General features: G+C 70.2%; 23 protein-coding genes, 1 tRNA gene and 2 pseudogenes. 12 read left to right on the plus strand and 14 right to left on the minus strand.

All coding sequences use genetic code 11. The features are described 5' to 3' along the window. Window positions 1-171: 171 nt before the first annotated feature. On the minus strand, window positions 172-855 hold the full coding sequence (locus ACFVR6_RS07260; protein ID WP_386960568.1) for a response regulator: 684 nt from the start codon (window positions 853-855) through the stop codon (window positions 172-174). After that, window positions 852-2,069 carry a sensor histidine kinase gene (locus tag ACFVR6_RS07265; protein WP_386960571.1) on the minus strand — a complete coding sequence of 406 codons (1,218 nt, stop codon included), beginning with the start codon at window positions 2,067-2,069 and terminating at the stop codon, window positions 852-854. The genes ACFVR6_RS07260 and ACFVR6_RS07265 overlap by 4 nt, the downstream gene beginning before the upstream one ends. 189 nt (window positions 2,070-2,258) lie before the next feature. Between ACFVR6_RS07265 and phoU the strand changes: the two genes are divergently transcribed. Beyond that, window positions 2,259-2,936 carry a phosphate signaling complex protein PhoU gene (gene phoU, locus ACFVR6_RS07270; protein WP_386960573.1) on the plus strand — a complete coding sequence of 226 codons (678 nt, stop codon included), beginning with the start codon at window positions 2,259-2,261 and terminating at the stop codon, window positions 2,934-2,936. Between the two features lie 63 nt (window positions 2,937-2,999). Here the strand turns inward: phoU and ACFVR6_RS07275 are convergent, their stop codons facing one another. Next, the gene (locus tag ACFVR6_RS07275; protein WP_386960576.1) at window positions 3,000-3,749 is read right to left on the minus strand and encodes a phosphoglyceromutase; all 750 of its coding nucleotides are present in this window, start codon (window positions 3,747-3,749) and stop codon (window positions 3,000-3,002) included. A gap of 50 nt (window positions 3,750-3,799) precedes the next feature. On the opposite strand from ACFVR6_RS07275, the gene ACFVR6_RS07280 reads away from it, so the two are divergent. Continuing rightward, window positions 3,800-4,636: a class I SAM-dependent methyltransferase gene (locus ACFVR6_RS07280; protein ID WP_386960579.1), complete on the plus strand. Its 837-nt coding sequence runs from the start codon at window positions 3,800-3,802 to the stop codon at window positions 4,634-4,636. A 56-nt stretch (window positions 4,637-4,692) separates the two neighbouring features. Here ACFVR6_RS07280 and ACFVR6_RS07285 read toward each other — a convergent pair whose 3' ends face one another. The 3 genes from ACFVR6_RS07285 to ACFVR6_RS07295 all read right to left on the minus strand — a co-directional run bounded on the left by ACFVR6_RS07285 (window position 4,693) and on the right by ACFVR6_RS07295 (window position 6,806). After that, window positions 4,693-5,781, minus strand: coding sequence for a CAF17-like 4Fe-4S cluster assembly/insertion protein YgfZ (locus tag ACFVR6_RS07285; protein ID WP_386960582.1), 1,089 nt, complete (start codon window positions 5,779-5,781; stop codon window positions 4,693-4,695). Next, window positions 5,781-6,380, minus strand: coding sequence for an FABP family protein (locus tag ACFVR6_RS07290; protein ID WP_386960584.1), 600 nt, complete (start codon window positions 6,378-6,380; stop codon window positions 5,781-5,783). The genes ACFVR6_RS07285 and ACFVR6_RS07290 overlap by 1 nt, the downstream gene beginning before the upstream one ends. 135 nt (window positions 6,381-6,515) lie before the next feature. Beyond that, window positions 6,516-6,806 carry a hypothetical protein gene (locus ACFVR6_RS07295; protein WP_386960586.1) on the minus strand — a complete coding sequence of 97 codons (291 nt, stop codon included), beginning with the start codon at window positions 6,804-6,806 and terminating at the stop codon, window positions 6,516-6,518. 112 nt (window positions 6,807-6,918) lie between these two features. Here ACFVR6_RS07295 and ACFVR6_RS07300 point away from each other — a divergent pair, with 112 nt between their 5' ends. The 7 genes from ACFVR6_RS07300 to pstB all read left to right on the plus strand — a co-directional run bounded on the left by ACFVR6_RS07300 (window position 6,919) and on the right by pstB (window position 15,114). Beyond that, a complete protein-coding gene (locus ACFVR6_RS07300) occupies window positions 6,919-7,617 on the plus strand; it encodes a winged helix-turn-helix domain-containing protein (RefSeq protein WP_386960589.1) in 699 nt (232 codons plus the stop codon). 51 nt (window positions 7,618-7,668) lie between these two features. Continuing rightward, complete coding sequence (locus tag ACFVR6_RS07305; RefSeq protein ID WP_386960591.1) at window positions 7,669-9,837, plus strand: RNA degradosome polyphosphate kinase; 2,169 nt, start codon at window positions 7,669-7,671, stop codon at window positions 9,835-9,837. Further along, window positions 9,834-10,775 carry an NUDIX hydrolase gene (locus tag ACFVR6_RS07310; RefSeq protein WP_386960594.1) on the plus strand — a complete coding sequence of 314 codons (942 nt, stop codon included), beginning with the start codon at window positions 9,834-9,836 and terminating at the stop codon, window positions 10,773-10,775. The genes ACFVR6_RS07305 and ACFVR6_RS07310 overlap by 4 nt, the downstream gene beginning before the upstream one ends. A 269-nt stretch (window positions 10,776-11,044) precedes the next feature. Then, on the plus strand, window positions 11,045-12,151 hold the full coding sequence (gene pstS / locus ACFVR6_RS07315) for a phosphate ABC transporter substrate-binding protein PstS (protein ID WP_386960597.1): 1,107 nt from the start codon (window positions 11,045-11,047) through the stop codon (window positions 12,149-12,151). A gap of 78 nt (window positions 12,152-12,229) precedes the next feature. Beyond that, entirely contained in the window at window positions 12,230-13,186 is a 957-nt protein-coding gene (gene pstC / locus ACFVR6_RS07320) for a phosphate ABC transporter permease subunit PstC (protein WP_386960600.1), read from the plus strand. Then, complete coding sequence (gene pstA, locus ACFVR6_RS07325) at window positions 13,186-14,295, plus strand: phosphate ABC transporter permease PstA (protein ID WP_386960603.1); 1,110 nt, start codon at window positions 13,186-13,188, stop codon at window positions 14,293-14,295. Before pstC ends, pstA begins: the two co-directional genes overlap by 1 nt. Window positions 14,296-14,334: 39 nt before the next feature. Beyond that, entirely contained in the window at window positions 14,335-15,114 is a 780-nt protein-coding gene (pstB, locus tag ACFVR6_RS07330; protein ID WP_386960606.1) for a phosphate ABC transporter ATP-binding protein PstB, read from the plus strand. A gap of 120 nt (window positions 15,115-15,234) precedes the next feature. Here pstB and ACFVR6_RS07335 read toward each other — a convergent pair whose 3' ends face one another. From ACFVR6_RS07335 to ACFVR6_RS07355, 5 genes are all read right to left on the minus strand, one after another. Next, entirely contained in the window at window positions 15,235-16,119 is an 885-nt protein-coding gene (locus tag ACFVR6_RS07335) for an aminodeoxychorismate lyase (protein WP_386960609.1), read from the minus strand. Between the two features lie 365 nt (window positions 16,120-16,484). Continuing rightward, window positions 16,485-17,126 carry a DNA-directed RNA polymerase subunit beta gene (locus ACFVR6_RS07340; RefSeq protein WP_386960612.1) on the minus strand — a complete coding sequence of 214 codons (642 nt, stop codon included), beginning with the start codon at window positions 17,124-17,126 and terminating at the stop codon, window positions 16,485-16,487. A 47-nt stretch (window positions 17,127-17,173) separates the two neighbouring features. Then, window positions 17,174-18,340, minus strand: coding sequence for an anti-sigma factor domain-containing protein (locus ACFVR6_RS07345; protein WP_386960615.1), 1,167 nt, complete (start codon window positions 18,338-18,340; stop codon window positions 17,174-17,176). Then, entirely contained in the window at window positions 18,337-18,936 is a 600-nt protein-coding gene (gene sigK / locus ACFVR6_RS07350) for an ECF RNA polymerase sigma factor SigK (RefSeq protein WP_386960618.1), read from the minus strand. Before sigK ends, ACFVR6_RS07345 begins: the two co-directional genes overlap by 4 nt. 32 nt (window positions 18,937-18,968) lie before the next feature. Beyond that, window positions 18,969-20,684, minus strand: coding sequence for a cytochrome c biogenesis protein CcdA (locus tag ACFVR6_RS07355; RefSeq protein WP_386960620.1), 1,716 nt, complete (start codon window positions 20,682-20,684; stop codon window positions 18,969-18,971). 129 nt (window positions 20,685-20,813) lie between these two features. Between ACFVR6_RS07355 and ACFVR6_RS07360 the strand changes: the two genes are divergently transcribed. The 3 genes from ACFVR6_RS07360 to ACFVR6_RS07370 all read left to right on the plus strand — a co-directional run bounded on the left by ACFVR6_RS07360 (window position 20,814) and on the right by ACFVR6_RS07370 (window position 23,262). After that, window positions 20,814-21,473 carry a fasciclin domain-containing protein gene (locus ACFVR6_RS07360; protein WP_386960623.1) on the plus strand — a complete coding sequence of 220 codons (660 nt, stop codon included), beginning with the start codon at window positions 20,814-20,816 and terminating at the stop codon, window positions 21,471-21,473. Window positions 21,474-21,717: 244 nt separating this feature from the next. Next, window positions 21,718-23,166 (plus strand): serine/threonine-protein kinase, encoded by a 1,449-nt coding sequence (locus ACFVR6_RS07365; protein ID WP_386960625.1) that lies wholly within the window; start codon window positions 21,718-21,720, stop codon window positions 23,164-23,166. A 23-nt stretch (window positions 23,167-23,189) separates the two neighbouring features. Continuing rightward, window positions 23,190-23,262: transfer RNA gene (locus tag ACFVR6_RS07370), tRNA-Lys, on the plus strand. A 461-nt stretch (window positions 23,263-23,723) separates the two neighbouring features. Here ACFVR6_RS07370 and istB read toward each other — a convergent pair. The 3 genes and pseudogenes from istB to ACFVR6_RS07385 form a co-directional block, all read right to left on the minus strand. Further along, a pseudogene (istB, locus tag ACFVR6_RS07375) lies at window positions 23,724-24,511 on the minus strand (IS21-like element helper ATPase IstB). Further along, window positions 24,511-25,715: pseudogene (istA, locus tag ACFVR6_RS07380) on the minus strand (IS21 family transposase). Before istA ends, istB begins: the two co-directional pseudogenes overlap by 1 nt. Window positions 25,716-25,937: 222 nt before the next feature. Continuing rightward, a complete protein-coding gene (locus ACFVR6_RS07385) occupies window positions 25,938-26,189 on the minus strand; it encodes a hypothetical protein (protein ID WP_386960628.1) in 252 nt (83 codons plus the stop codon). Between the last annotated feature and the right edge of the window lie 133 nt (window positions 26,190-26,322).

Below are 26,322 nucleotides of genomic sequence, written 5' to 3' on the forward strand. Positions count from 1 at the left end.
CGCGCGACGGCCTCGCAGCGCGCCGCGTTGCGAGGGTAGGAGATGTGGCGGGGGTAGGACATCCCGCCCGGGATCGGTCCTACGCTCGGCCCATGTCCTGCGCTCGTGGCGCGGATGCCGGCGGCCTCGTGACGCGGATGCCGGCGCGCTCGTGACGCGGATGCCGGCGGCTCAGGCCTCGAACCGGTAGCCGAGCCCTCGCACCGTCACGAGCATCACCGGCTCGCTCGGGTTCTTCTCGATGCGTGAGCGGATGCGCTTGATGTGCACGTCGAGGGTCTTGGTGTCGCCGTAGTAGTCGCTGCCCCACACCCGGTCGATCAGCTGCCCACGAGTGAGCACCCGGCCGGCGTTGCGCACGAGCACCTCGAGCAGCTCGAACTCCTTCAGCGGCATGCTGATCTCGGCGCCGTCCACCGCCACGGCGTGCCGGTCCAGGTCCACCGTCACGCGTCCCGCGGTGAGCACGCGGTCGTCGAGCTCCTCCTCCGGCGCAGCGGTGCGCCGCAGCACGGCCCGCATGCGGGCGAGCAGCTCGCGCGCCGAGTAAGGCTTGGTGACGTAGTCGTCGGCGCCGAGCTCGAGCCCCACGACGATGTCGACTTCGGAGTCCTTGGCGGTCAGCATGATGATCGGCACGGCGGAGGTCGTGCGGATCTGGCGGCACACCTCGGTGCCCGGCAGCCCCGGCAGCATGAGGTCGAGCAGGATGATGTCCGCCCCCGACGAGTGGAAGATCTCGAGGGCCTTGTGGCCGTCCTCGGCGATCTCCACCTCGAACCCCTCGCGGCGCAGCAGGTAGGCCAGCGGGTCGGCCAGGTCGGGCTCGTCCTCGACGATCAGCACACGGGTCATCGGGGTTCTCCATTCGACACGGCGGCCGGTGCCGCTGCACTCTCGGACGCCGCGCGGGACCGCGCCTTGCGCTTGTGGGGGTTCTTCGGCGGCGCCTCGGCCTGTGGCAGGCGGATCGTGAACGTCGACCCCTGACCCGGCCGCGACCACAGCCGCACGTCGCCGCCGTGGCGGTCGACGGCGTGCTTCACGATCGACAAGCCCAGCCCCGTGCCGCCGGTGCGCCGCGAGCGCGCCTGGTCGGCACGGTAGAAGCGCTCGAACACGCGCTGCTGCTCGCCTTCGGCGATGCCGATGCCGCGGTCGGTCACCGCGATCTCCACGACGCCGTCGACGGCCTTGACCCCGATGCCGACGCTCGACCCGGCAGGCGAGTACGCGATGGCGTTGGCGACGAGGTTGCCGACGGCTTCGCTCAGCATCTGAGCGTCGCCGCGCACGTACAGTCCCCGTTCGCCGCCGCGGACGAGCTCGACCCGCGCGGCATCCGCCTGCGTCCGTTGCGCTTCCGCCGCCGCAGCCACCACCTGGTCGACCGGCACGTCGCGCACTTCGGCGAGCTCGTCCGAGGCCTGCAGCCGCGACAGGCTCATGATGCGCCCGGTGAGCTGGCCGAGCCGCGACGCCTCGGCGTGCAGTCGGCCGGCGAACGCCCGCACCTGCGCCGGATCGTCGGCGGCCGACTCGATCGCCTCGGAGAGCAGCATGACCGCACCCACCGGCGTCTTCAGCTCGTGACTGGTGTTCGCGACGAAGTCCCGGCGCATCTCCTCCACCCGCTCCCGCTCGGTGATGTCGCGGACGACCATCAGCACGAGGCGCGGGGTCACGGCACTGGCGCGCGCCGAGACGAGCCGCGTCGGGGCGAAGGTGGCGCTGCGCCCGAGCCGGAGGGTCTCGGTGTGCGCGAGCCCGGTCATGCGCGCACCACGCGCGAGCGCGCGCAGCTCGGGGCTCGGGAGCACCTCGCCCTCGTGCATGCCGAACATGTCGGCCGCGGGAGAGGCGGCCACGATCGTCGACGACGCATCCACCACCACGGCGGTGTCCTCCATGCCGCGCAGCACCGCATGTACGCCGTCGGGGATATGCGACGAACCCTCGGCCAGGCTGCGGTCACGGGCGCGCAGGGCAAGGGCGATGAGCAGTGCCACCGCCACGCCGACGATCATTCCCGCGAGCAAGGCGAGCAGCACCAGCTGCGTCGAATCCATGACAACAGCGTAAACGTGCCGAGCGCCCCTCCCCGGCCGGCGTTGGCTTGTCCGGGCCACGTGCGGGATACTGTTCATTCCCGCGGCACCGTTCGTTAACCTTCGCCGACAAGAATCGCCAGGCCATCGAACGACGCTGAGCCGCGAGGCCAGAGCGGCGCCACGCGCCGCGGTAAGGAAGGTGCAGCCATGCGCGAAGTTTTCCATCAGTCCCTCGAGGACGTCCAGGGACGTCTCGTCGAGATCGCCGAGCTCGTCACGGTGGCCATCGACAAAGCCACCCGCGCCTTCAGCACGAGCGATGTCGCCCTGGCCGAAGAGGTCATCGAGGCCGACCAGATCATCGACGACAAGGCCATCGAGCTCGACGAGCTGGCCATCCAGATCCTGGCGCGTCAGCAGCCCGTCGCCCGCGACCTCCGCATCGTCGTGGCCGCACTGCGCGTGTCGGCGTCGCTCGAGCGGATGGGCGACATCGCCGAGCACATCGCCCAGCTCACGCGCATGCGCTTCCCCGAGCGGGCCATTCCGCGGGGGCTCAAGAACACGTTCACCAAGATGGGCGAGCTCGACGTCGAGGTGGCGCGGACACTGACCGAGCTGCTGCGCACCGAGGACGTCTCGCTCGTCGAGCGCATCCGCACCGCGGAGGACAAGCTCGACGACCTGCACATCTCGGTGTTCGAGAAGGTGCTCAGCGAGAACTGGCAGGGCGAGGCGGCGGCCACCGTCGACGCCACGCTCGCCAGCCGCTACCACGAGCGTTTCGCCGACCACGCCGAGTCGGTCGCGAAGAAGGTGCTCTACCTCGCCACCGGCGACTGGACCGCCGACACCGAGACGCTGGAGACCCTGCGCCTGCAGTGACCTGCACGTGAGTACGACGAGGGGCGGATGCCGATGGCATCCGCCCCTCGTCGTACTCGGGTGTTACTTCTTGCCCTGCGCGGCCACGGCGGCTGCTCCCGCAGCGGCGGCCTCGGGGTCGAGGTACTCGCCCGGGCCGACCGGGGTCATGTCCGCGTTGAGGCGGTAGACCAGCGGGATGCCGGTGGGGATGTTCAGCTGCGCGATGTCGTCGTCGCTGATGCCTTCGAGGTGCTTCACGAGGCCGCGCAGCGAGTTGCCGTGGGCCGTGACGAGCACCGTCTTGCCGGTCTGCAGGTCGGGGACGATCTCGTCGTGCCAGTACGGCAGCAGGCGATCGATGACGAGCTTGAGCGACTCGGTGTCGGGGATGTCGCCGTCGATGCCCACGTAGCGCGGGTCGTTCACCTGGCTGAACTCGCTGTCGGCCGACAGCGGCGGCGGCGGCACGTCGAACGAGCGGCGCCAGAGCATGAACTGCTCCTGGCCGAACTCGGCGAGCGTCTGCGCCTTGTCCTTGCCCTGCAGGGCGCCGTAGTGACGCTCGTTGAGGCGCCACGAGCGCTTCACGGGGATCCACAGCCGGTCGGCGGAGTCCAGCGCGATGTTCGCGGTCTGGATCGCACGGCTGAGCACCGAGGTGTGCAGGATGTCGGGGAGCAGCCCCGCTTCGGCCATGAGCTGGCCACCGCGTTCGGCCTCCGCCTTCCCCTGCGCCGTGAGCCGCACGTCGACCCATCCGGTGAACAGATTCAGCTCGTTCCACTCGCTTTGGCCGTGTCGGAGCAAGATGAGGGTATAGGGCTCGGTCATGGGGCAATCCTACTCGGGGGCCTCCCATCGGCACCTGGCAAGATGGCCGTATGAAAGCCAGCCCGGCCGGGCGGATCATGTCCTCCCCGGTCGGGCAGATCACGCGCGGAACCACGAACACCAACCGCCTGCGGCGCGTAGACCGCTGGATCGCGCGCCACCCGGTACTGCGCACGGTCGCCGACCCCCTCGTGGTCGACCTCGGCTACGGCGCGAGCGGCGTCACCGCGTTCGAGCTGGAGGCGCGGCTGCGGCCGGGCACACCCGGCGTCGAGGTGCTGGGGCTCGAGATCGAACCGGGCCGCGTCGCCCGCGCCCGCGCCCAGCTCGACGAGGTGCGGGCGGGCCTGAGCACCTTCTCCCCCGACGCGCGGGTGTCGTTCTCCCGCGGCGGGTTCGAAGTCCCCGCGCCCCGGCGCCCCACCGTCGTGCGGGCCTTCAACGTGCTGCGGCAGTACGACGAGGCCGACGTCCCCGGCGCCTGGCAGCGCATGGCGGCGAGGCTGGCGCCCGGCGGCATCCTGGTCGAAGGCACGTGCGACGAGATCGGCCGGGTGTCCACGTGGATCGAGGTGGGCGCCGATGCCGTGCCCCGCTCGCTCACCCTGTCGCTGCGCCTGGCCGAGCTCGCGGAGCCGTCGATCGCCGCGGAGCGCCTGCCGAAGGCGCTCATCCACCGCAACGTCGCCGGGGAGGGCGTGCACGACCTGCTCGCCGCGCTCGACCTGCACTGGCATCTGGCGGCCGTCGTCTCGCCGTTCGGCGCGGTGCACCGCTGGCGCACGGCGCTGCAGGCGATGACGGATGCCGGCTGGGCGCTCGGCCCCGCGGCGCGCTGGCGGCTGGGCGAGATCACCGTGCCGTGGTCGGCGGTCGCCCCGCGCTGAGCGGCGGTCCGGCCAGCGTGGTCGACCCCTGTCGGGGCGCACCACGACCGCGGTGATCAGCGGCGGCGCGAGAGCCGCGGCAGGCGCGGCACGGATGCCGTGGCGCCGGCGTCGGGCGGCACGATCGTCTCCTGCGCGGCGGCGACCTCGCCGTCGGCGGTGTCGACGGTGAGCGGGGCATCCAGTGGCACCGAGCGCTTGACGAAGGCCAGCGCGATGGGACCTTCCTCGTAGTGACGGGCGACCGAGGTGATCTCCCCCGCCGGCTCGCCGTCGCGCCGCACGACCGCGCCGGGTTCGGGGAGCATGGCATCGCTGCCGTCGAGTTGCAGGGCCACGAGGCGCCGGGGCGGGTGGCCGAGGTTGTGCACCTTCGCCACCGTCTCCTGTCCGCGGTAGCAGCCCTTGTTCAGGTGCACGGCGGTGCGCAGCCAATCCGCTTCGTGCGGCAGCGTGCGCTCGCCCCCTTCTGCAGCGGCGCGCGGGCGCCACGCGGCGATGCGCAGGGCGTCGGCGGCGAGTGTGCCGGCCAGGGCGATCTCGCCCGCGCGGGCGGCGTCGGCGAGGCGGTCGAGGGTCGCGAGGGGCACGATCGCCTCGCTCCAGTCGCGCTCGCCCCCGGGGTGCGGGTCGGTGGCGGCGTAACCCCAGCCGCCGGCGCCGATCGCCGGCCACGGGTCGGTCCACACCGCGAGGGCTTCGGGCACCACGCGGGCGATCGCGGCGGCGGTGCCGCCGATGACAGCGACCTCGTCCGAGGCGTCCCGCGGGGCCACGCGCAGCCGGAACCGCATGCGCGTGAGCCAGGTGAGCAGGCTCTCGGCGTTCGCGGCATCCGCGATGAGCCACGTCGTCTCGCCGTCATCCACGACGGATGCCGCGTGCTCGACGTGTCCGCGCGGGTCGAGGATGAGCAGCTCGGTGCTCTCCCCCGGCGCGAGCGCCGTGAGCGCCTGCGACGACAGCGAATCCAGCCACGACAGCCGATCCTCGCCGGTCACGGCGAGCACGGTGCGGTCCCCGAGCGGGGCGACGGCGGTGCCCTGGGCGAGGGAGCGCTGCTCGATGGCGGGGGTTCCCAGATGCAGCAGGCGGCCGTCGTCGTCGAGGACGGCACCGGGAACGGTCGCGAAGGGCGCGGTCATCACTGCACCCGCGCGAGACGCGCCGAGGCGTGGGACGACAGCGGCGCACCGAGGGCGGCGATGTCCCACGCCCACAGCAGGTGGTTCTCGACCAGGCCGTACATGCGGGTCGCGGCGGCGTAGGGCTTCGTGGAGGCCGAGCGCATGACGGCATCCGTCGCGATGTCGATGCGCGGACCGCGCACCTGTCCGAGGTAGAGCTCGCTGACGCCGTCCGCGTGCACGAGGGCCACTTCGATGTCGAAGCCGCCTTCGGCGTTGCGCAGCTGCTCGACGTCGTCGACGGTGCGTTCGCTGCGCTCGGCGGTGGCCGGCAGCAGACCGGGGCCGGCGTCGGCATCGGTCTGAGGACGTGCGAGGCGCCAGAACCCGGTTTCGGCTACGAGGCGTACGCGCTCCTCGCCGAGGAGCCAGGCCTCGGCGGCGTAGTTGAGGTAGTCGCCGCCGTCATGGCTGAAGCTCGCGCGGTGCGCGAACTCGCCTTCCAGGCGCCGGCCGTCACCCGACTCGTAGTCGATGACACCGGTGCCCTCCCACACGCCCAGCAGCCACGACAGTGGGACGAGGTCGGCGGGGAGGTCGGTCGGCAGCTCCAGCACGGCGGCGCCTGTCAGCGCTGGCCGCGGTAGAGGTTCTTGAGCACGACGCCGGACACGAAGGCGATCGCGAGGCCCGCAAGGCCCAGCAACCCGACGAAGAACATCTCGAGCGCGAAGAGATCCATAGACAGCACTCTACGCCGGAACGAGGGTCGCCAGCCCGAACCCGAAGCCGATCAGACCCATCACCAGCAACGCGCCGAGGATGCTCACGGCCATGCGCTGGGTGAAGCGGTGGGAGCGGCCATAGCCGAGCTGGATGGCGAAGGCGAGCACGAGGCATCCGCCCAGCGCCACCGTGACCCACGCCGACCGCCACTCCGGCGGCGAGAACACACCGATCAGCACGGCGGCGACGGCCGCGACGACCCACACGGCCACGACGCCGCCGAAGGTGCGCCGCGGGGCGAGCTCGGGAATCGTCATGTCACCATTGTGGACCACTGCGGGCCCGCGCACCTGAGCGCGATCTGCGTCATCGGGCGCACCCTAAGATGGGGGCACGACGCGACCCGCCGCGCCCGGGGAGGATCCTCTGTTGGCCCAGCTACTCCTTCTGAGCTCCGCGCCCGCCAGCACGCCCGCGCTGCCGGCGCTCGAACTGCTGAGCCATCGCGTGCGCCAGATCCCCGCCGAACCCGCGCAGCTGGTGAACGCCCCCAGCGCCGACGTCATCTTCGTGGATGCCCGCGTCGACCTCGTCGGCGCCAAGTCGCTGTGCAAGATCCTCACCACGACCGGCCTCGACGCCCCTCTCGTGCTGATCGTCACCGAAGGCGGCCTCACCGCGGTGTCCACCGACTGGGGCATCGACGACGTCATCCTCTTCACCGCGGGCCCCGCCGAAGTCGACGCCCGCGTGCGTCTCGCGGTGGGTCGGCAGTCGACAGAGCAGGTCTCCACCCGCATCCAGACCTCCGGCATCACGATCGACGAGTCGTCGTACGCGGCGAAGGTGCACGGCAAGCCGCTGGACCTCACGTACAAGGAGTTCCAGCTGCTGCACTTCTTCGCCACGCACCCGTCGCGGGTGTTCACGCGCGAGCAGCTGCTGAGCGAGGTGTGGGGCTACGACTACTTCGGCGGCACCCGCACCGTCGACGTGCACGTGCGACGCCTGCGCGCCAAGCTCGGTGACCTCGAGCAGCTCATCGGGACCGTCCGCAACGTCGGCTACCGCTTCAACGTGTACGAGGACGACCAGGTGCCCGCGCCCCGCGAGCGCTCGCAGGCGTAACCCGCGGCATCGGTGGGCCACCGTGCCGCACGGCCCTGACATGATGGGCTGATGATCCACACCGAAGCACTCGACAGCGGCCTCGGGGACGCCGACGACGACGACTTCGACCAGGCCGTCGAGACCTACGATTCGCAGCTGCCGGAGAACCGTTACCAGGACCGCGAGATCAGCTGGCTCGCCTTCAACCGGCGCGTGCTCGAGCTCGCGGAAGACCCGTCGGTCCCGGCGCTGGAACGCGCCAACTTCCTCGCGATCTTCGCCAGCAACCTCGACGAGTTCTTCATGGTGCGCGTCGCGGGCCTCAAGCGCCGCATCGTCACCGGGCTCGCCGTGCCCACGAACGTCGGGCGCGCTCCGCTGGACGTGCTCACCGACATCTCGGGCGAGGCCCACGCGCTGCAGGTGCGCCACGCCGACGCGTGGAACAGCCTGGTGCGCCCGGCGCTGGCCGACGCCGGCATCGACATCGTCTCGTGGGGCGATCTGACCGACGAAGAGCGCACGCTGCTGTACGACTACTTCCAGGGCCAGGTCTTCCCGGTGCTGATGCCGCTGGCTGTGGACCCTGCGCACCCCTTCCCCTACATCTCGGGGCTGTCGCTGAACCTCGCGATCCGCATCCGCAACGCCCGCACCGGGCGGCAGGAGTTCGCGCGCCTGAAGGTGCCGCCCATGCTGCCGCGGTTCGTGCAGGTGCGCGCCGACGGCCACAGCGTGCGGTATCTCCCTCTCGAGGACCTCATCGCCCACAACCTCAAGGACCTGTTCCCGGGGATGGAGATCCTCGACCACCACGCTTTCCGCCTCACCCGCAACGAGGACGTCGTGATCGAGGAGGACGAGACCGAGAACCTCATCCAGGCGCTCGAGGCCGAGCTGCTGCGCCGCCGGTTCGGGCCGCCCATCCGCCTCGAAGTGGGCGACGACATGGACGACGTGACGCTGGACCTCCTCATCAGCGAGCTCGACATCACGCAGCAGGAGGTCTACCGGCTGCCCGGGCCGCTGGATCTGCGCGGCCTGTTCGACCTCGCCCGCATCGACCGGCCCGACCTGCACTTCCCGCCGCATGTGCCGACGACCGCCGTGGCGTTCCAGCCCAGCGAGCAGAACGGGCGCGCCGACCTGTTCGCCGCGATCCGCAAGGGCGACGTGCTCGTGCACCACCCGTACGAGTCGTTCACGACGAGCGTGCAGGCGTTCCTCGAGCAGGCGGCGAAGGACCCGCACGTGCTCGCCATCAAGCAGACCCTGTACCGCACCTCCGGCGACAGTCCCATCGTCAAGGCGCTCATCGACGCCGCCGAGGCGGGCAAGCAGGTGCTGGCGCTGGTGGAGGTCAAGGCCCGCTTCGACGAAGCCGCCAACATCGTGTGGGCGCGCAAGCTCGAAAAGGCCGGCGTGCACGTCGTGTACGGCCTCGTCGGACTCAAGACCCACTGCAAGCTGCTGCACGTCATCCGTCAGGAAGACGGGGCGCTGCGCAGCTACAGCCACATCGGCACCGGCAACTACAACCCCAAGACCAGCCGGCTCTACGAGGACTTCGGCCTGTTCACGACCGACGAGCTGGTGGGCCGCGATCTCACGCGCCTGTTCAACGAGCTCTCCGGCTACGCCATCGAGAAGAAGTTCAAGCGGCTGCTGGTGGCTCCGCTGCACCTGCGCAAGGGGCTGCTGCGGCTCATCGACGCCGAGCGGCGCAACGCCCAGGACGGCAAGCCCGCCTCGGTGCGCATCAAGGTGAACTCGATGGTCGACGAGCAGATCATCGACGCCCTCTACCGCGCCAGCCAGGCCGGCGTGAAGGTGGACGTCTGGGTGCGCGGCATCTGCTCGCTCAAGCTCGGGCTCGACGGGGTGACCGACAACATCACGGTGCGCTCGATCCTGGGTCGTTACCTGGAGCATTCGCGCATCTTCGCGTTCCACAACGACGGCGACCCGCAGGTGTACATCGGCAGCGCCGACATGATGCACCGCAACCTCGACCGCCGCGTCGAGGCGCTCGTGCGGGTCACCGGCGCCGCGCACGTGACGGAGCTCATCGACCTGTTCGACCTCGCCATGAGCGACACCACGAGCTCGTGGCGGCTGAGCCAGGACAACGAATGGGTGCGCCACCACCTCGACGGCAGGGGCCGACCCTTGGTCGATCTGCAGGACAAGACCATGGCGGCGGTGCAGCGGCGGCGACGCGTGCGGGCGGTGCGATGACCGACACGGCGGTGTACGCCGCCGGAGGCGTCGTGTGGCGGGTCGTCGACGGCAAGCTGCGGGTGCTGCTGATCCACCGCACCCGCTACCGCGACATCACGCTTCCCAAGGGCAAGGTCGACCCCGGCGAGACGCTCGCCGAGACCGCCGTGCGCGAGATCCACGAGGAGACCGGCATCCGTGTCGCCCTCGGGGTGGCGCTCGGCGTTTCGCGGTACAGCCTGCCCAGCAAGAAGCAGAAGATCGTGCACTACTGGTCGGCGCAGGCCACCGAGGCCGCGATCCGGGCGTCGGCGTTCGTGCCGAACAAGGAGATCGCCGCGCTCGAATGGGCGAGCCTGAAGAAGGCGCGCGAGATCCTCAGCTATCCCGTCGACATCGAGATCCTCGACGGGTTCGCCCGCTTGGTCGACGACGGGGTGCTGGCCACCTTCCCCCTCATCGTGCTGCGGCACGCCAAGGCCGTGGCCCGCGAGAAGTGGAGCAAGGCCGACGCGAAGCGGCCGCTGTCGGCCAAGGGCATCCGGCAGGCCGGCGCGCTCGTGGGCCCGCTGAGCTCCTTCGGGGCGCTGCGCGTCGTGTCGAGCCCCGCGGTGCGGTGCCTGGCGACGGTGACACCGCTGGCGGCATCCCTCGGTCGTCGCATCGAGGAGACCCCCCAGCTGAGCCAGGATGCCTGGGAGCAGGGCCGTGCCGACGTCCGCAGCGTCGTCGGGGAACGGGTGCGGGCGCGCAAGCCCGCCGTGCTCTGCAGTCACGGGCCGGTGCTGCCCGACATCCTCACCGAGATCGCGCTGGCGACCGGGACGATGCGGGGGTCGTATCTGGGGAGCGCGTCGGCGCTGGAAGTGGGCGCCTTCTCGGTGGTCCACCTGTCGGTCACCAATCCCGGCTCCGGGATCGTAGCGATCGAGACGCACGTCCCGAAGCCCGAGTGAGCATTCGGGCCCGCGAGTGAGCATTCGCGCGTCCGAGTGAGTAGTCGCGCGTCCGAGTGAGTACTCGCGCGTCCGACCGAACGGCCCAGAACCGAATACTCACTCGGCGACACGAATGCTCACTCGGCGACACGAATGCTCACTCGGCGGCTGGAAGGAAGCCGTTCACCTTTCGTTTACCCGGACAGCGCACTCTCGTAAGCGTCGCTCTCTAGCGTCGGGGCGAGCCCTGCACCGGGCCCGCCACTCCGACACCCGAAGGATCACACGTGAAGCTCTCCCGTTTCGCCCAGGCCGGCGCGATCGCCGCCGTCGCCGCACTGACCCTCACCGCCTGTGCGGCCAACGAGCGCCCCGATGCCGGCAGCACCACCGACACCACCCTGTCCGGCACCATCGCCGGCGCGGGAGCGTCGTCGCAGGAGGTCGCCGTGCAGGCCTGGACCGCCGGCTTCCAGCAGGCCCACCCCGACGTCGAGGTCACCTACGACGCCGCAGGCTCCGGCGCCGGCCGCGAGTCGTTCCAGGCGGGTGCGGTGGCCTTCGCGGGCTCCGACCGCCCGTTCACGACCGAGGAGCTGGGCGACACGTTCGCCGGCTGCACCGACGGCACCGGCATCATCCAGTTGCCGACCTACATCTCCCCCATCGCCGTGATCTTCAACATCGACGGCGTCGAGGAGCTCGATCTGGATGCCGCCACGCTCGCGGGCCTGTTCTCGGGTGGCATCACGAAGTGGAACGACCCGGCCATCGCCGCGCTGAACCCCGACGCCACCCTGCCCGACCTCGCCGTGACCGTCGTGCACCGCGCCGACGACTCCGGCACGACCGAGAACTTCACCGACTACCTCTTCCAGGCCGCTCCCGCGGAGTGGACCTGGGAGCCCGACGGCGTGTGGCCGGAGACCCCCGGCGTGAACGAGGCCGCCCAGGGCACTTCGGGTGTCGTGTCGGCCGTCTCCGGCGGCAACGGCACGATCGGCTACGCCGACGCGTCGCGCGCCAGCGAAGAAGGCCTGTCGACGGTCGCCATCAAGGTCGGCGACGAGTTCGTGCGCTACTCGCCCGAGGCCGCGGCCGCCGTGGTCGACGCCTCGCCCTTCGAGGACGGCCGCGAAGCCGGTGACCTCGCCATTGCCCTGGACCGCACCACCGACGCCGCCGGCGTGTACCCGATCATCCTGATCAGCTACATGATCGCGTGCCAGGACTACGTCGACGCGGCATCCGCCCCGATCGTCAAGGGCTACCTCGACTTCGTCGCCAGCGCCGAAGGCCAGGATGCCGCGGCAGCCGCCGCCGGCAGCGCCCCCATCTCCGACTCGCTGCGCGATAAGGTCAACGCCGCGATCGACCTGATCGTCGCGGAGTGACACCCCGCTGCCCGGTCCGATGCCACCGCGTCGGACCGGGCAGCACCCCCGTAACCCGGCCACCGAGAACAGGAAGCCATGACCACCACACCCGCACCGGTCACCGCGACCGCACCAGCCAAACCCCCGCAGCGCGCGGGTGATCGCTGGTTCTCGGGAACCGCCCTGTTCGCGGGGTCGATGATCCTCGTCACCCTCGCCGCGGTCGCGATCTTCCTCATCGTGCAGTCGCTGCCGGGTCTCAGCGCCACCAACGAGACCGCGTCGCTGCTGACCAGCAACTTCTGGGAGTACGTCGGCCCGCTGGCCTTCGGCACCGTGTGGGCCTCGTTCATCGCCCTGATCATCGCGGTGCCGCTGTCGGTGTCGGTCGCCCTGTTCATCTCGCACTACGCCCCGCGTCGGCTGGCGCAGGCCCTCGGCTACGCCGTGGACCTCCTCGCCGCCGTCCCGTCGGTCGTGTTCGGCCTCTGGGGCATCCTCGTGCTCGCCCCCGCCGTGCAGCCGGTGTACAGCTGGTTCGTCACCAACCTCGGCTGGTTCCCGCTGTTCGCCGGTCCCGTCTCGCAGACCGGCCGCACCATCTTCACCGCTGCGATCGTGCTCGCTGTCATGATCGTGCCGATCATCACCGCCATCTGCCGCGAGATCTTCCTGCAGGTCCCGCGCCTGCACGAAGAGGCCGCCCTCGCCCTCGGTGCGACGCGCTGGGAGATGATCCGCATGGCCGTCTTCCCGTTCGGGCGATCGGGCATCGTCTCGGCATCCATGCTGGGTCTCGGTCGTGCGCTGGGTGAGACGATGGCCGTCGCCATGGTGCTCTCGGCCACGGGCGCCGTGACCTTCCGCCTGTTCACCCCATCCAACCCCAGCACGATCCCCGCCAACATCGCGCTGACCTTCCCCGAGGCGTACGGCACGAACATCAACGTGCTCATCGCGACGGGCCTCATCCTCTTCGTCGTCACCTTCGCGGTGAACGCCGTCGCGCGCTGGATCGTCAGCCGCCGCCAGGAATTCTCGGGAGCCAACTGATGAGCGTCACCACCGCTCCTGCCCCGCCGGCCACCCCTGCCCAGCAGGATTCGGCACCGCTGCGGCTCACGAACGGCCGTCTGCCCCGCTGGGCGCCGTGGGTCATCCTCGGCGTCTCGGCCGCCGCCGTCGCGCTGCTGTTCGGCGTCGTCGCCCTCGCCGGCGAGGCGGAGTTCAACGTCGCCGGCTGGGCGATCGTGTCGGCGCTGGTGTATCTGGCCCTCATCACGACCATCTCCACCGTCGTCGAGGGCCACCGCAAGGGCGTCGACCGGCTCGTCACGGGCATCGTGACCGTCGCGTTCCTCATCGCCATGGTGCCGCTGGTCTCCGTGGCCATCACGGTGGTCACCAACGGCATCGCGGGGATCTCGGCGGAGTTCTTCACCCACTCGATGCGCAACGTCGTCGGTGAGGGCGGCGGTGCGCTGCACGCGATCGTCGGCACGCTGCTGATCACCCTCGCCGCCGCCGCGATCTCCATCCCGATCGGCCTGTTCACGGCGATCTACCTGATCGAGTACGGCGCCGGCAAGCGGCTGGCCCGCGGCATCACGTTCCTCGTGGACGTCATGACCGGCATCCCCTCGATCGTCGCCGGTCTGTTCGCCTTCGCCCTGTTCGCGCTCTTCTTCGGTCCCGGTGTGCGCATGGGCATCATGGGGTCGGTGGCCTTGTCGGTGCTGATGATCCCGGTCGTGGTGCGCTCGACCGAGGAGATGCTGCGGCTCGTGCCGAACGAGCTGCGCGAGGCGGCCTACGCCCTCGGCGTGCCGAAGTGGCTGACGATCGTGAAGGTGGTCCTTCCCACCTCGATCGCCGGCATCACCACCGGCATCATGCTGTCGATCTCCCGCGTCATCGGTGAGACGGCGCCGCTGCTGATCACCGCCGGCATGGCGACCTCGATGAACTACAACCTGTTCGAGGGGCGCATGGCGTCGCTGCCGGTGTTCGTGTACACGCAGTACATGAACCAGGGCATCCCCGGCTGGGCCTACCTCGACCGCGCATGGGCGGGCGCCCTGGTGCTCATCGTAATCGTCATGGTGCTGAACCTCCTCGCCCGCGTCATCGCCCGCATCTTCGCCCCCAAGATGGGCCGCTGACGCGGCATCCGACTCCCTCCAACCCGAAGGAATCCTCAGGTGTCCAAGAGCATCGAAGTCAACGATCTGAACGTCTACTACGGCGATTTCCTCGCCGTCGAGGGCGTCTCGCTCGAGATCGAACCCCGCAGCGTGACCGCCTTCATCGGTCCGTCCGGTTGCGGCAAGTCCACGTTCCTGCGCACGCTCAACCGCATGCACGAAGTCATCCCCGGCGCCCGCGTCGAGGGTGAGGTGCTGCTGGACGGCGACGACCTGTACGGCCCCACCGTCGACCCGGTGCTCGTGCGCCGCCAGGTGGGCATGGTCTTCCAGCGTCCGAACCCGTTCCCCACGATGTCGATCCGCGAGAACGTGCTGGCCGGGGTGAAGCTCAACAACCGGCGCATCTCGAAGTCGGATGCCGACGACCTGGTGGAGAAGTCGCTGCGCGGCGCGAACCTGTGGAACGAGGTCAAGGACCGCCTCGACCGCCCGGGTTCGGGCCTGTCGGGCGGCCAGCAGCAGCGTCTGTGCATCGCGCGCGCCATCGCCGTGTCGCCGCAGGTGCTGCTGATGGACGAGCCCTGCTCGGCCCTCGACCCGATCTCGACGTACGCGATCGAGGAGCTGATCGAGGAGCTGAAGGCCAACTACACGATCGTCATCGTCACGCACAACATGCAGCAGGCATCGCGGGTGTCCGACAAGACCGCGTTCTTCAACATCGCCGGCACCGGCAAGCCGGGCAAGCTCATCGAGTACGACGACACCAACACCATCTTCACCACCCCGTCGCAGCAGGCCACCGAGGACTACGTCTCCGGCCGCTTCGGGTGATGCCGAGGGCTCGCGCGCGTCGTGGGCTCGGGGCAGCAGGCGCGCTCGCGGTGGGGCTCGCCCGTCGCGTCTTGCGGGTTCCCGCCCGCGGAAGCAGCAATGCGCGACGGGTGAGCGCGCTCAGTCGCGCGGGCTCAGCAGGTAGCGGTTGACGGATGCCGTGAACGCGCGGTCGACCGCGAGCCCGGCGCCGTCGATCGCGGCGATGGGCGCGGCGAGCCGCACGCTGGAGACGAGCCACGCGGCATCCGCCGTCGCGAGATCGCTCACCGGGATGGTGGCGTACGCGGTGGCGTAGCCCTGCTCCTCGAGGTGAGCGAACAGGCTGAGCTGCGTCGTGCCGTGCAGGATGCCGCCATTGGGCGCCGGCGTGACGAAGGTGTCGCCGCGGCGCAGGATGAGAGATGCCGTCGGGGCCTCGAGCACGTAGCCGTCGGAGGTCGTGAAGATCGCGTCGTCGGCGCCGCGGCGCTTGGCTTCGCGCAGGGCCGCCATATTGACCGCGTACGACAGCGTCTTCGCGCCCAGCAGCAGCCACGGCGCGCGGGCCGGGACATCCAGGGCGTAGCCGCGGTCGAGGGTGACCACGCGCACGCCGTGCTCCCGCACCGCGGCGAAGTCGGCCGCGGGGGCGGCGGTGACCCACGCGGTGGGGGCGGGGCCGTGCTCGACGCCGCGGCTGAGGATGAGCTTGACCACCGACTCCCCCGGGCCGCAGGCGGCGGCCGCCGCGGCGACGGCCTCGCGCCACTGGGCGACGTGGGGTTCGGGCAGGTCGCAGAGGCGGGCCGAGTGCACGAGGCGCTCGAGGTGCGCGGTGACCTCCTGCGGGTGACCGTCGACCACGCCGATCGACTCGAAGATGCCGTCGCCGCGTTGCGTGCTCAGCTCGCCGACGCTGAGGGCGGGGGCGGCAGGATCGATGACGGTGAACGTCTCGGCGAACGACCCGCGCGGGTCGCCGGGTGCTGCGGGGTCGATCATGAGCGCGAATCGCCAGGCCATGACGGAAGCCTACCGAGGGTGGGCCGTCGGAATTCAGGCTGTGATCGCGCGATTCGCGGCATCCGGAGCGAGCTGCTGTCCACAGCCTGAATTCCGACGGGGAATAGGCCCGCACGGGCCTCGGTTACACTGGATCAGCCGGGCCGCAGTAACCCCGGGCTCCATCTTCTGCCGCTTTGAGCGGCCTCGCGCCGAGAGGCGTTCTGCGGCCCGGCACCTTCTTTCCGCCCCGCCCCCGGGACCGTGAAACTACAGCTGACGGCCGAGACGATGGGAACTTCCCGATGTCTCGGCCGTCAGCTGTAGTCTCACCGGGTGGTGGGTGGACGCGGGCAGCGACCCGGCGCCGGCGCGGGCGGGACGGGTCAGGTCAGGGAGTCGCGGCGCCAGAGCGCGGCGCAGGATGCCAGGTCGGCGGCGTACGTCGACAGCCGCAGCGCCCGCGTGGTGAGCGCCGTCGCCCGGTCGGACTCGGTCGCCTCATAGTCGTCGGCCAGGTGCGTCGCCCCGCTGGACTCCACGCGGCAGAACGCCGCCGCACGGTCGAGCGCGACGGCGAAGTCGCCCGTGAACAACCCGCGCATGATCGTGTCCACCAGTTCCACCAGCTCGTCGGGCCCGGCGGGCGTCGGCGCCCCCGCGACGACGGGGTCGGCACTGACGATCGCGACCCGTCCCCGGTCGTACAGCAGCGCCGCGGTCTGGGGATCGTCGTGGATCATCAGCTGCAGCAGGTACAACCGCCACAGCGCACCCGGCAGCGTGCGCGCCGGCGACCGCGACCACAGTTCGGCGATGTCGTGGATGCCATGGCGATCGGTGAACCCGATGAGACGCTCCACCACGTCGGCGTCCTGCTCCTCGCGCACGCGGGTGATCAGCGCGTGGGCTGTGGCGTGTGCGACCCGCGACACCTCCGCCGGGTCCTCCGCCGCGAAGAGGCGATCGAAGGTCTCCGAGGGCCGCCGGACCGGCTTGTGGAAGGGGTTTCCGGCGTCGTCCGTCATCATTCCAGGCTACCGGCGACGTCGCGCGGCGAGGCCGGACAGCGCGCTCAGGCGGTGGGGACGGCGACGATCGGATCGCTCGTGGGGGTACCGTCGGGAGCTCCCCCGGCGGGTTCCACCGTGACGGCGATGACGTCGCCCGGCTGTATCTCGCCTTCCAGCGCGGTCGTCGCAGCACTGCCGTCCGGGGCGAACGTGCCGGCGGAGATCGCCTCGTCGCCGCGCACGAACCACAGCTCGAACGTCTCGTCCTCGGGAATCGACGGCAGCCCGTCGGACACCAGCACGACCTTGCCCAGCTGCTCCGACCAATGCACCGTGGCCGTCAGCCCCTCTTCCTCCACAACGGTGGCCGACTGTGCATCGGGCGCGGACTCGATCTCATCGAGGGCGACCACCGCGGCGGGACGGTTCATCCAGTTGTAGAGCGCCCCAGCACCGAACCCGACACCCACGAGGAGCGTCAGGCAGGCGGCGAGCGCGAGCAGACCACGGGTCCAGTTGCGTCGGGCGACGGCCTGCATGGCCGTCGTGGTGGGTACGGGTTCCGCGGCAGCGGACGGCGGGGCGTCGTCGGGGAGCTCCGTCTCGATCGGCACGGCGGCGTCGGCCGGTTCGACAGGCAGCGCCGTCGTCGCGGTGGCGGACTCAGCGGTGTCGTCGGTCGCGTCGGGCACCGTCCCGAGCAGCACGATCAGCGGGTCGGTGGGGTCGCGCTCGGCCTCAACGGCCTCAACGGCCTCAGAGTCGATCTCGACAACCTCGGTCTCCGCCTCGACAGCCTCGGTCTCGTCTTCGACAGCCTCGGTCTCAGCCTCGACAGCCTCGGACTCGGCCTCAACGGCCTCGACCTCAGCCTCGACCGTCTCCGCAACATCGTCGTCCCCAGCCGGCTCGTCGCCGTCGCCCGCGCGCCCCGACCGGTCCCGCCGCAGCGCTCCCGAAACGCCAGCCCCAGACCCCGCAGCCCCCGCCACCGGCGGCACCTGCGGCAGCGACCCGATTCGCGCGAGCAGCGTCGACCGCATCGTCAACGGTGGCGCGACGCGGCCGACGCCTTCGGCGAGGGATGCCGCGACAGCGGCATCCACCAGCGCCACACCCTCCCACTCCGGGTGCTCCGCCAGCGCCTCGCGGTAGCGGGACTCGTCGTCGGGCGACAGCGCGTGCAGGGCGTGACCGGCGGCGAGTTCGGCGAACTCCTGCTCGTTCATGCGGTCACCCCCATCGCGCTGCGAAGGCGCGACAGTCCGTCACGCATCCGGGTCTTGATCGTTCCGAGCGGTGCGCCCACCAGCACGGCGATTTCGCTCTGACTGTAGCCGCCGTAGTAGGCCAGCACGATCGCTTCGCGCTGCGGATCGGGGAGCGTCGACAGCGCACCCGCCACCTTCTCCCCTTCCACCTTCAGCTCCACCTGTTCGGCGACACCGTCGTGGGCGACGTCGAGATCACGCAACCCTGCGCGCACGTCGCGGGTGGCGCTCGCTTGAGATGCCCGCACCCTGTCCACTGCTCTGCCGTGGGCGATCGTCAGCACCCACGCCCTCCCCTGCCCCTTATTCGGAGCAAACCGTGCAGCGGATTGCCACACCTCGAGGAACACCTCTTGCAGCACCTCTTCGCTCTGCGACCGGTCCACGAGCACCCGCAGGATCAGACCGAATGCCCGCGGCGAGAGCATGTCGTACAGCCGGGCGAACGCGCCCTGGTCGCCGGTGGCAACGCGAAGGAGGAGGTCGGCTGCGTGATCGCGCGCCGCGCCCTCCTCGGGCACATCCACCCCGTCGATGACCATCGCCCCCAGCATGCCCTATCCCTTCGTCGTGTCGCGGGTCTTGCTCAACCGAACGTGAAGGAGTAGGCCTGCACGCCGGCAGGCACCGTCACCTCGATCACGCCTTCGCTGCTGCGGTCCGCCGAGACGAGCTCGTACGACCGCGGCGTGCCGCCCACGTCCAGGCTCGGCGACGGCTTTCCGTCGATCGTGACGTCGACACGCCCTTCCCCGGCGAGCACGACGCGCACCTCGGCGGCCCGATAGAACAGGCGGATGCCGCCGTCGTCACCGGTCGGCGTGGCGAACTGCGACTCCACGTCCCAGTCGCCGGTGAGGGCGAACGAATCCGCGGGCTGGGCCTCGGGGTACCCGAAGGTCTGCTCCCCGCCGTAGCGGCCGCCCCCGGCGTAGTTGACGAACTTGGACGACCCCAGGAAGGTCTCGGGCGTGCGCGATCCCGCCTCGGGGGTGTCGTCGGTGACGTCGGTGGCCGCCGGCAGCGCGGCATCCGCGTCGGCATCCACCAGCAGCTCGCGGATCATCGCTTCGGTCGCGGCGTAGTTGCCCTCGCCGAACGAGATGTGGCGCACCGTGCCGTCGGCGTCGATCAGGTAGTGCGCGGGCCAGTAGCGGTTGCGGTAGTTGGTCCAGGTCGACAGCGAGTTGTCGAGGGCGACGGGGTACTCGATCCCGAAGTCGCGTGCGCCGGCAGCGACGTTCTGGGCATCCTTCTCGAACGCGTACTCCGGCGAGTGGATGCCGATGACCTGCAGGCCCGCGTCGCGGTAGGCGTCGTCCCAGGCGACGACGTGCGGGATGGAGCGCTGGCAGTTGATGCACGAGTAGGCCCAGAAGTCGATCAGCACGACATGGCCGCGCAGGTCCGCGAGGTCGATCCCGCCCCCGTCGGGCGTATTCAGCCACGCGTCGATCCCCCGGATGCCCGGGGCGGTGCCGCACGACTCCAGCTCGGTGGCGCCGTTCGTGCAGTTGTCGAGCTCGCGGTTCTCGTCGGTCACGATGCCGCCGAGGTTCAGGGCCTCGGCGGCCGCGTCGCCGGCGGTGAGGTCGCGCTGCAGCTGCGCGGTGTAGTCGGGCACGAAGCGCTGCAGCAGCTGCGGCACGTTGAACACGAGCCCCACGGCGAGCGCGAGCATCGCGACACCGGCGGCGACGCGCAGCCCCCGCTCGCGGGTGCGGAAGGCCTTGATGCGCTCGATCAGCCCGCGCCCGGCGAGCGCGAAGCCGAGCAGCGGAATGGCCACACCGATCGCGAACGATGCGGTGAGGGCCACCGTGTCGATGCCGATGCGCCCGGTGGCGCCGGCGACGATGATCGCCGCCAGCACCGGCCCCGCGCACGGCACGAACACCGCGCCGAGCGCGAGCCCCACCGCGAAGCCGCTCCCCCGGTTGGCGACTTCGCGGCGGGGCAGCCACTGGAACGGCTTCTCGAGCAGCTGCTCGAACCGCGGCACCAGCAGCCCCACCCCGATCAGGACGAGCACGGCGATCCCCACCCACCGGATGACGTCCTGCGGCAGGTTGAGCGCCCCGAGAAGCAGCGACCCGGCGAGGGTCACCAGCGTGAAGCTCGTCACGAGCCCCGCGATCACGAGATAGGGGCGACTGCGCCGGGCAGGCAGCGGTGCGGCATCCCCCTCGAACCGGGCCGACTGCGCGCCGCCGGTGAGGAAGATGACCGGCAGCACCGGCAGGATGCACGGCGAGATGCCCGTGATGAGGCCCCCCAGCAGGCCGATGATGATGAGCTCCACGCCGTCCCCGTCTCTGTCGGGGGTTCTTCGGCTCGGGATGCCGATCGGATTGGTTCCCATCCGATCCGGGCGCCGCTCCGAACATCTGTCATCGCCGCAGTCCTGGCGGCGTCGACAACGGAGGACATCATGCTCAGCACCAGGAAGAAGATCACCGCGGCTCTGACCCTCACGCTGGCGGGAGCGTTCGCGCTGTCGGCGTGCACGATGGGCGGCGATGCCACCGACGAAGAGACCGGCTCCATGTCGACCGAGAGTTCGGAGGCGGCCACGCCCGAGGCGATGGATGCCACGGCGATGCTCGTCGGCGCCGGGTGTGAGGATTACGCCGAGGCCGTGCCCGATGGCGCGGGCTCGATCCAGGGCATGTCGCAGGAGCCGGTGGCCGTTGCGGCATCCAACAACCCGCTGCTGACCACGCTGACCGCCGCTGTCAGCGGCGAGCTGAACCCCGACGTGAATCTCGTCGAGACGCTCAACGGCGGCGAGTACACCGTGTTCGCGCCGGTCGACGACGCGTTCGCGAAGATCGACCCGGCGGTCATCGAGTCACTGAAGACCGACAGCGACACGCTGACGTCGATCCTGACGTACCACGTCGTCGACGGCCGGGTGGATCCCGCCGACATCGAGGGCACGCACACCACTCTGCAGGGCGAGGACGTGGAGGTGACCGGCTCGGGCGACGAGTGGATGGTCAACGACGCGAGCGTCATCTGCGGCGGGGTGCAGACGGCCAATGCCACCGTGTACCTGATCGACACGGTGCTGATGCCGCCGGCGGAATGAGACCAGCGGAGCGCGGTCGGGGGGCGCGCGTTCCGTGATGGGCGGGACGACCGCCGGCGCTGCGATGTCGCCGGCGGTCGTTCTTGCGTGTGGGCGGATGACGGCCGCGCTGTACGCCGGGCGCGCCGGCCGCACTGTCATGTTTGGGTGGCCGCGTCAAGCGGCGTCACCCGAATGGCGAATTCGTTAGCGTCGTAAATGATCGGGTCGAGGGCTGGGCCGCCGACGATGGGCTGGGAGGGCCATGTTGCACGCGGGTGTGAGCGAGATGGCCGAGGGCTCGGTGCTGGAGCGCCGGTACCGGTTGCGCGAGCTGATCGGGTCGGGCGGCGCGGGCAGGGTCTTCCTCGCGGACGACCTGCATCTGCAACGGCCGATCGCCGTCAAGGTCATGCACCGTCACACCGACGGACTGGGCTCGGTGGATCGCGCGCGTGCCGAGATGCTGCTGCTGGCCTCGCTCAACCACCCGTGCCTCGTCACGCTCTTCGACGCCCGCATCGGGCGCGCCGACGACGACATCACCTACCTGGTCATGGAGTACGTGCCCGGGCTCACGCTGAGCGCCCGCCTGAAGCAGGGCGACATGGATGCCAGGGAGCTCGCCGGCATCGCGCTCGACATCGCCGAGGGGCTGCACGTCGCCCACACCTCGGGTGTCGTCCACCGCGACATCAAGCCGTCGAACGTGCTGCTGTGGCGCTCCCCACTCGCCAACGGGCGCTGGCGCGCGAAGGTCGCCGACTTCGGCATCGCCTACCTCGCGAACACGACCCGGGCCACCGCGCCGGGGCTCGTCATCGGCACCGCCGCCTACCTCGCGCCGGAGCAGGCGCGCGGCGCGGCGGCGACCCCCGCCGCCGATATCTACGCGCTCGGCATCCTGCTCATCGAGGCCCTCACCGGCCAGCGTCCGTTCGGCGACGCCTCGGGAATCGGCGCGATCACCGCACGCCTCATCGACCCGCCCGCCATCCCTGCGTCGCTGCCTGCGCCGTGGCGCGAGTTGCTGCAGGCGATGACCGCGATGCGGCCCGAAGACCGCCCGAGCGCGCTCGAAGTCGCCTGTGCGGCGGCGCGATTGACGGTTCCGGATGCCATCGCCTACGACACGACGGCGCCCGTGACGGCGCCCCTCCCCGTGCCCATGACGCGGCGCTCGCGCGCTGCCGCAGCGACGGCCCCGACCGCTCCCCTGCAACTGCCGACCGTCGCGGCACCGCTGGCGGCGTCGTCGGCCGTGTCGGTGCGCCGTAGCGACACGACGGCGACGGAGGACCCCGGGCTGATGCCGGTCGCACGGCCCGCCGCCCGATACCCCCGCCGCGTGTACGCCGCGGCTGCGGCCGTCGCGGTGCTGGCCGTGCTGTCGGTGTCGGCGATCTCGGCCGTGATCGGCGCGAGCGTCGCCCAGGACCCCGCTCCGGTCGTGCAGCAGGAGCCGGCCCCCGTCGACCAGGAGCCGACGGTGGTGCCCGAAGAAGAGGCCCCTGCCGTCGTGGCGGTGGAGCCCGAGGCCCCTGCGCCGGAGCCGATCGTCGTGACGCCCGTGGACGCGCCGGCAGAGAAGCCCGGCAACGGCGGTGGCCCCGCCGAGGCGAACCCGAACAAGGGCCCGGGCCACAACAACGGCAACGCGAACACCAACCGCGGACCGGGCAACAACAGCGGCAACGGGAACGGGAAGCCCTGAGCGCCTACTAGGCTGGATGTCGAGGGCCTCTAGCTCAGTCGGTAGAGCATCGGACTTTTAATCCGCGGGTCGTGGGTTCGAGCCCCACGGGGCCCACTTCAATCTTCGCCTCGCCAGCGCTTTCGCCTTTGATGGTGATTCCGCGCTGGGTCGCGTGCCAGCCGTCGGCTGGAGAAAGCTGACCCGATAGCGTCGGCCGGGTGCCGGCGCGTCCGGATGGGTGCTGCCCATAGCGACCCACTCCTCAGCGAGAGATGTTGAGCGCCTGGCGGCTCAGGTCCCGTGCGGCGTGCACGGCACATCGCAAAGGGTCCGCTCGTTGAGAATGCATGCGCGCGGGTCTTCTGCGACCAGGCGGCCGCGACGGCCATGGCCGACGACCGCCGGCACGAGGGCGTGCGATCACGGACCGGCTTGCGGGCCGAATCAGGGCCCACGTCCGGCGGTGAATATCTGCCTCGCGCGGCGCGCCGACGCAGATCACCCCACACAGTGTCGACGACGCTCGAAAATGAGGCCATTGCGACGTTCGAAAATGAGGCCACCTTGTCGTGTCGTTAGTCTGCCGGATCTTGCGTTCTGATGCTGGGGAGGCTGTCGATCCCGCGTCCTCGGAGCCGGTAGCTGGCGCCCTTGAGGGTGAGGACGTCGGCGTGGTGAACGATGCGGTCGATCATCGCGGCGGCGACGGCTTGGTCGCCGAAGACGCCGCCCCAGCCGGAGAACGGCAGGTTGCTGGTGAGGATGAGGGAGGCGTGCTCGTATCGGGATGAGACGAGCTGGAAGAACAGGTTCGCGGCGTCTTGCTCGAACGGCAGGTAGCCGACTTCGTCGACGATGATCAGCCCGTAACGGCGCAGCCGGGCCAGTTCTCGGGGCAGGTTCCCTTGCCGGTGCGCGTCGGTGAGTCGGGTGACCCAATCCGTGGCGGTCGCGAAGAGCACCCGGTGCCCGTGGCGGGCGGCGACGATCCCGAGTGCGGTGGCGAGGTGGGTCTTCCCTGTTCCGGGGGTCCGAGCAGCACGACGTTCTGCGCTTCGAGCAGGAACCCTCCGGAGGCCAGGCCCGCGATCTGCTGCCGTGCGGCGGGCTGGGCGTCCCAGTCGAAGTCCTCCAGCGTCTTGCGTGCGGGGAATCCGGCCGCTTTGATCCGCAGCTCCGCGCCGGAGGCGTTGCGGGCGCTCACTTCCCGTTCCAGCACGGCGGCGAGGTAGTCCTCAAATGACCAGCCCGCGTCCCGCGCCTGATCGGCCATCCGCGCGGCGGCTTCGGTGATCCGGGGTGCTTTCAGGGCGCCGGCGAGATAGGTGATCTGCTTGATCGTGTCCGTTGTCTTGCCGGCCATCACGCAACCCCTTCGATCCCGAACGCCCGGTCATAGTCGGCGAGATCGCGCATCAACTCTTCCCCGGCCGCGGCCGGCCGCGGCTGCTGGAACTGCTGCCGCAAGCGCTTCGCAGTCTCGACGTGACCGGGATCGGTGATGGTGCTGCCGCGTGCCCAGACCCGGGCATGGTCGGCAACGACCCGCCCATCGAGCCGGATACGAACCCGTTCGAGGTCGGCGGTGACGTCGACGATCCGGCCGATTGCGTGCGGGTCGACGGAGTAGTCGGATGCGTCGAGGCGGACGTAGTAATCCCGAGCCAGACGGATCCGCTCCCGCCACCCCAGCTGCAACGGGATCGGCGGCAACGGCAGCATCCGCGACCGGTCATGCTCGATCAGATCGATGGGCCGCGCCTTAATGGTCCGCACCACCCGGCTGTTCGCCCTCTCCACCCAATCGGCGAGCTGGGCATTGAAATCCGCGGGAGACGTGAACGTCCGGCCGGGCATGAACGAAGTCTCCATCCAGCCGTTGCGGCGCTCGACGATCCCCTTCGATTCCGGGTCGTAGGGCCGCAACTGCACGACCTTCGTGGCGAGCGTCCCGGCGAACGATGCGACGCCCTGCGCCAGCCGGCCCTTCTGCCCGATCCCTGGCTCGTTGTCCCAGATCAGCCGCCGCGGCACCGCGCGAAGATGCTGGATCAGTTCCCAAGACCCCAGCAGCAGGTCCTCGGTCTTGCGGGTCGGGATCATCCTCGCCGTGAGGAACCTCGAATGCGCCGCGACGATCACCAGCACCGGCAACAACACCGTCGTGCCATCCTCGAGCGGGATCTTCCGCGGCGGAACCACAGATCACACTGCGCCGCATCACCCGCCGCCCACGTCAACCGGTCCGCGGGATCGACCGGACGATGCTCCGGCCGCAGCCGCCTGACGTTCTCTCGGAACCAGGTAATCGACCCCGACCACTCCACCCGCTCCGCGATCACCGTCGCCGGCATCGACGGATGCTCAGCCAACACTGCTCGGACTCGCGCTTCGAACGGTGAGAACGATGTCGGCTGCACCGACCGCTCATACTTCGGCGGCCGGTCAGACGCCAACGCTCTATCGACCGTCGACCGCCCAATACCCAGCTGCCTCGCGACCTGCCGCTGCGGAACCCCGTCCGCGACCAGCCGCCGAATCAACGCCCAATCTTCCACTGAGATCACCCACCCAATCTGCTCTGGGTGGCCTCGTTTTCGCCCGTCGCTTATGCGTCAGATTGAACCGTCGCCGACACACAGAATAGCCCCGACTGTTACCACACAGCCGGGGCGAGACGAATGAGGAGTTCGCCTATCCCGGTCGGGATAACGCGCACACCCGGGAGACGGCTCGGCGTCGGCTGGCTGGGTCTGGGTGCTCCATTCAGCCGGACGCCAGGAGGACGGCTATAGCAAAGCCTCGATTAGTCGTGCAACCTGGCCGACCTTCTCGAGTGCCTCGTCCGTCATGACTTGGTTAATTGAATAGCGGCGGTTGCGGGGCGGCGACGGGTCTAGGTCGGCCTCATGGACGATCAGATTCCGGCGATCGACTATCAGTCCCCAGTCCTTCTTGACCACCTGACTCGGTGATAGCTTGCCTTGCTTCCTCGTCCCCAAGGCCGTGGCTATCATCTGCCAAATATCAACGTCGCTCACGAGCCAGCAGGCTGCGGCTACCTTGTCTGGAGGGACTGCTGTGCGAGTAGGTGACATCCGACCCGGCTTGCCCGGAGCGGATACCCCAGCGGGCACCGCCCGCAGAGCGATCCGCTTTGGGGTGCGATTCCTC

The sequence above is a fragment of the Microbacterium sp. NPDC058021 genome (assembly GCF_042885955.1).
Classification (GTDB): domain Bacteria; phylum Actinomycetota; class Actinomycetes; order Actinomycetales; family Microbacteriaceae; genus Microbacterium.

Excerpts from the sequence above, each read along its gene's own strand:
- ACFVR6_RS07260 (WP_386960568.1), bottom strand. The coding sequence starts at position 855 with ATGACCCGTGTGCTGATCGTCGAGGACGAGCCCGACCTGGCCGACCCG.
- ACFVR6_RS07265 (WP_386960571.1), bottom strand. The coding sequence starts at position 2,069 with ATGGATTCGACGCAGCTGGTGCTGCTCGCCTTGCTCGCGGGAATGATC.
- phoU (WP_386960573.1), top strand. The coding sequence starts at position 2,259 with ATGCGCGAAGTTTTCCATCAGTCCCTCGAGGACGTCCAGGGACGTCTC.
- ACFVR6_RS07275 (WP_386960576.1), bottom strand. The coding sequence starts at position 3,749 with ATGACCGAGCCCTATACCCTCATCTTGCTCCGACACGGCCAAAGCGAG.
- ACFVR6_RS07280 (WP_386960579.1), top strand. The coding sequence starts at position 3,800 with ATGAAAGCCAGCCCGGCCGGGCGGATCATGTCCTCCCCGGTCGGGCAG.
- ACFVR6_RS07285 (WP_386960582.1), bottom strand. The coding sequence starts at position 5,781 with ATGACCGCGCCCTTCGCGACCGTTCCCGGTGCCGTCCTCGACGACGAC.
- ACFVR6_RS07295 (WP_386960586.1), bottom strand. The coding sequence starts at position 6,806 with ATGACGATTCCCGAGCTCGCCCCGCGGCGCACCTTCGGCGGCGTCGTG.
- ACFVR6_RS07305 (WP_386960591.1), top strand. The coding sequence starts at position 7,669 with ATGATCCACACCGAAGCACTCGACAGCGGCCTCGGGGACGCCGACGAC.
- ACFVR6_RS07310 (WP_386960594.1), top strand. The coding sequence starts at position 9,834 with ATGACCGACACGGCGGTGTACGCCGCCGGAGGCGTCGTGTGGCGGGTC.
- pstC (WP_386960600.1), top strand. The coding sequence starts at position 12,230 with ATGACCACCACACCCGCACCGGTCACCGCGACCGCACCAGCCAAACCC.
- pstA (WP_386960603.1), top strand. The coding sequence starts at position 13,186 with ATGAGCGTCACCACCGCTCCTGCCCCGCCGGCCACCCCTGCCCAGCAG.
- ACFVR6_RS07335 (WP_386960609.1), bottom strand. The coding sequence starts at position 16,119 with ATGGCCTGGCGATTCGCGCTCATGATCGACCCCGCAGCACCCGGCGAC.
- ACFVR6_RS07340 (WP_386960612.1), bottom strand. The coding sequence starts at position 17,126 with ATGACGGACGACGCCGGAAACCCCTTCCACAAGCCGGTCCGGCGGCCC.
- ACFVR6_RS07345 (WP_386960615.1), bottom strand. The coding sequence starts at position 18,340 with ATGAACGAGCAGGAGTTCGCCGAACTCGCCGCCGGTCACGCCCTGCAC.
- sigK (WP_386960618.1), bottom strand. The coding sequence starts at position 18,936 with ATGCTGGGGGCGATGGTCATCGACGGGGTGGATGTGCCCGAGGAGGGC.
- ACFVR6_RS07360 (WP_386960623.1), top strand. The coding sequence starts at position 20,814 with ATGCTCAGCACCAGGAAGAAGATCACCGCGGCTCTGACCCTCACGCTG.
- ACFVR6_RS07365 (WP_386960625.1), top strand. The coding sequence starts at position 21,718 with ATGTTGCACGCGGGTGTGAGCGAGATGGCCGAGGGCTCGGTGCTGGAG.